General features: G+C 69.0%; 3 protein-coding genes. All 3 read right to left on the bottom strand.

The window, feature by feature from the left end:
• Window positions 1–416: DUF4150 domain-containing protein (locus tag HPY23_RS17500; RefSeq protein WP_200649656.1), on the bottom strand; the 416-nt coding region annotated here is incomplete at its 3' end.
• A complete protein-coding gene (locus tag HPY23_RS17495; protein WP_175540064.1) occupies window positions 413–1,504 on the bottom strand; it encodes a DUF2169 family type VI secretion system accessory protein in 1,092 nt (363 codons plus the stop codon). The genes HPY23_RS17500 and HPY23_RS17495, both read right to left, overlap by 4 nt.
• A 16-nt stretch (window positions 1,505–1,520) precedes the next feature.
• The coding region (locus HPY23_RS17490; RefSeq protein ID WP_236017687.1) for a type VI secretion system Vgr family protein at window positions 1,521–3,306 on the bottom strand (1,786 nt) is incomplete at its 5' end.

The following is a 3,306-nucleotide window of genomic DNA, read 5'->3' as shown; positions in this document are numbered from 1 at the left end:
CAGAACCGGTCCAGGTGCCGGATCACCGAAGACCCCTCCGCCCGCACCTGCGGCGCGTGGCCGATCGGCTCCGTCACGTCGCCATGCGTCCCCGACTTCACGCCCCCGCCCGTCCCCGCCTCGTCCCCGTGCACGTGCGTCGTGCGCGAGCGCAGAACCATCGCCTTCTGACCCGTGAACCGCACCGTGTGCGCGTAGGCCTCGAAGTGGTCGGCGTAGTCGACGATCGGGTAGGGCACCGGCACCAGCGCCGAGCCCCGCGGCGTCAGGCACACGTCCGGCGACAGGCTCACCACCCGCGCCTCGTGGGTCTCCCGCAGGCCCTCCAGCGGGCGCTGCGTCGTCCACGGATCGGGGCGCGGCGGCTCCCCGGCATAGTCGTCCCCGGCCTCGCTCGCCTCGTCCGATCCGCTCATGCGACGCTCTCCGTGTCGGGAAGGGACCGGCGCAGCCGGGCCCGCTCGGCTAGGACGATCTCCGCCGTCTCCGCCTCGGGCAGCGGGAACCGGCAGCGCCAGGTCAGCAGCACCCGCTCGATCCCGGGCCGCAGGTCGAACTGCACGCCGTCGAGGGCCAGCGGGTGCTTGCGCGTCCCGCCCTCGTCCGTGACCTTCGCGCCGAGCATGATGCCGGGCAGGAGGCCGGTCAGCCGCGGGTGGTCGGGATGCAGGTTGTCGAGGGTGAAGGCCTCGGTACCGGCGAGCCAGGGCGTCGCGACGAGGCCGGGCGGGGCGCAATGCCAGAAACGCTCGTCGAAGTCGCGCGGCAGCAGCGGGTGGCGCTCCGCGAGCCAAGCCTCGTCGTAGGTGCCGGCATGCTGCTGGCGCGGGCGCCACCAGGGCGGGACAGGACCGAACCCGGCGGGTGGCGGCAGCACGTCGTAGCGCGCGACCGGCGCGTCGGCGGCCTCGATCGTCGGTGCCGGGTAGGTGTGGCGGTGATCGCAATGCTCGCGGTCGACGAGGCCGGTCCCGAGGGGATTGTCGGGATGAACGTCGCCCGCCCCACCGGGCAGCGGGCCGCCGAGCGCCGCCTGCCAAGTGAGCGGGACCCGCGCCGCCGGCTCCGGCTCGCCGAGGTCCCATCCCTCCAGGATCGGCTGCGGGTCGCGCTGCAGCAGCCCGCGCCAGGTTCGCCGCGTGCGGGCGATCCAGTACCGGGTGCCCATGACGCGCAGGCTGGCATCGATCCGCTCTCCGATCCGGATGCGGCAGAGGAAAGGGCTGCCGTCGGCGTTCGGGTTCACCGCATCTCCCAACACCGTGACGTCGGTCCCGGGCTTGAATGGAACGAGATCGCTCTGCCGCAGGAGCGGGCGTTGCTGCGGATCGCCGTCGTAGACGTCCTCCCACTGGAAGGCCTCCTGGTCGTCGGCCGTCGCGAGGGCCAGGCCGGGCTCGACGCGGAACGTGCCCCGCACCGACACGACGCCATCGAGTGCGCCCTCCCGATCGAACTGACGAAAAGCGAACGCGTGGAACATCGTCCGATTGACGAGTTGCATGATGACGCTCATCCGTTCAATTGAGATCGATCGGTGCGCCCCGTATCTGTACGTGATCGTCGGCGATGAAGTTGAATTTCTTGCCCAGTATGAGAACGGTGCCGTCTTTTTTCATTACGAATTTCGATGCGCCGACCTCGATGACGAACTCATCCCCGACTGCGACCTTGTAGTAGGTGCCGACCTGGGTCAGGAAGGTTGCGCCGACATGCGTGACCTTGCTCGAGCCGACCTGCTCGATCCTGGCCATTCCGATCGAATCGATCTTCATCGACCCGACCAGCGTGTTCATCATCCCCGGCAGCGAGAACAGTCCGCCCGCGGCCTGACCCAAGCCTCCTCCGGCCTTGCTGAGCGCCGTACCGGCATCGGCTCGCGGGTTCGGCCCGCTCACGACGCCCGAACGCGCCTCCAGGCCGGCATTGCCGAGCATTCCCAGAGCCGAGCCGGCGAGACCGGATGCCATCAGGCCGAGAGCGTCGCCTGCCGGCCCGCCGAGGCCCGCCACCTGGGCGGCTTGGGCCATCAAACCGGCCGTGTGTCCCACCATGCCGGCGAGCGGCGCCATGAGAGCGGCCGCTCCCGGCCCCGTTCCGCCGACCGTGAGGTTCATAGAGCTGCCAATCTCATGCGTCTGGTTCTGCGCCACCTCGACGGCGCGGTTCGCTCCTACGCTCGCCACCTGGTTGGCGTCCGTGCGGCTGGTCTGGTTGTTGAGGATCCGTGTGGTGTGATCCTTCTGCGCATGAACAAAAAGGTTCTCCGCACCCGTCGCGTCCTCGAAGGTCATCTCGTTGAAGCCCTTCGACTTGTACGAATTCGAGCGCATCACCATCCGGGTCTTGTTGGCCGGCAGGTCGTAGGGCACCGGGTTGTTCGGGTTGGGGGCGATGCCGATCACGATCGGCCGGTCGGGATCGCCCTCCTGGTAGGCCACCAGCGCCTCCATCCCGACCCGTGGGATCACCTGATGGCCCCAGGTCCGGCCGCCCCAGCTCTGCGTCACCCGCACCCAGCCGGTATCGGTCCCGTCGCCCCGGGCCCGTCTGTCCCAGGGGAATTGTAGCTTGATCCTCCCGAACGCGTCGGTGTGGATCTCCTCGCCGGGAGGCCCCGCGATCAGCGCGATCTGCAGCCCGTCGATGCGGGGACGCGGGATCGCCCGGTGCGGCGTCGCCGGTCGGTCGGCCGGGAGTGTCGTGAAGGCGTTCTCGTAGTGCGGCGTGCCCGCGCCCGACTCGTAGGTCGGGTCCTCGGCCCGGTGCAGGATCTGCGTCACCACCTGCGCCGGGTAGACGTGGGTCGGATGTGCCACCTCGTGGGGCGTGAAGCGCTCGCCCGCCGCCAGCGTGCGTACGCTCGAGCGGCCCTCGACCCGGTCGAAGCCGGTCTCTGTCGCCTGGACCCGCAGCCGCGTCGCCCACTCGCCCGCTTCCCGGGTCAGCGCCCGGGCAGGGTACTCGTAGAGTTCGTAGGCCGTATTCTCGGGAACGCGGTCGATCGACGGCGTATCGGCGGCAAGATCAAGATTTGGTGTTAGGAATTCGTAATCCTTTCCGGCTCTTCGTCCTGGCGTGAACGAGAGTTGCCGGCGCCAGTCGTGGATGTGCTCGGCATCCGACGAGCCGAAGGCAAGACGAACGCGGGTGGCTGGACTTCCGTCGTAGGCCGAGGGATGATCGCCGACCACGAGCGTGTGCTTGCCCCGCTCATGCCGAAACCAGAAGAAATGCCCTTCTTCCTCGAGACGGCGCAGCAGATAGGCGAGATCGGTCTCGTTCCACTGCACGACGTAGTCGCGC

Source organism: Methylobacterium ajmalii (assembly GCF_016613415.1).
Classification (GTDB): domain Bacteria; phylum Pseudomonadota; class Alphaproteobacteria; order Rhizobiales; family Beijerinckiaceae; genus Methylobacterium; species Methylobacterium ajmalii.
Note: the sequence above shows the minus strand (reverse complement) of the source record. Positions and strands in the feature narration are given on the sequence as shown.

Excerpts from the sequence above, each read along its gene's own strand:
- HPY23_RS17495 (WP_175540064.1), bottom strand. The coding sequence starts at position 1,504 with ATGCAACTCGTCAATCGGACGATGTTCCACGCGTTCGCTTTTCGTCAG.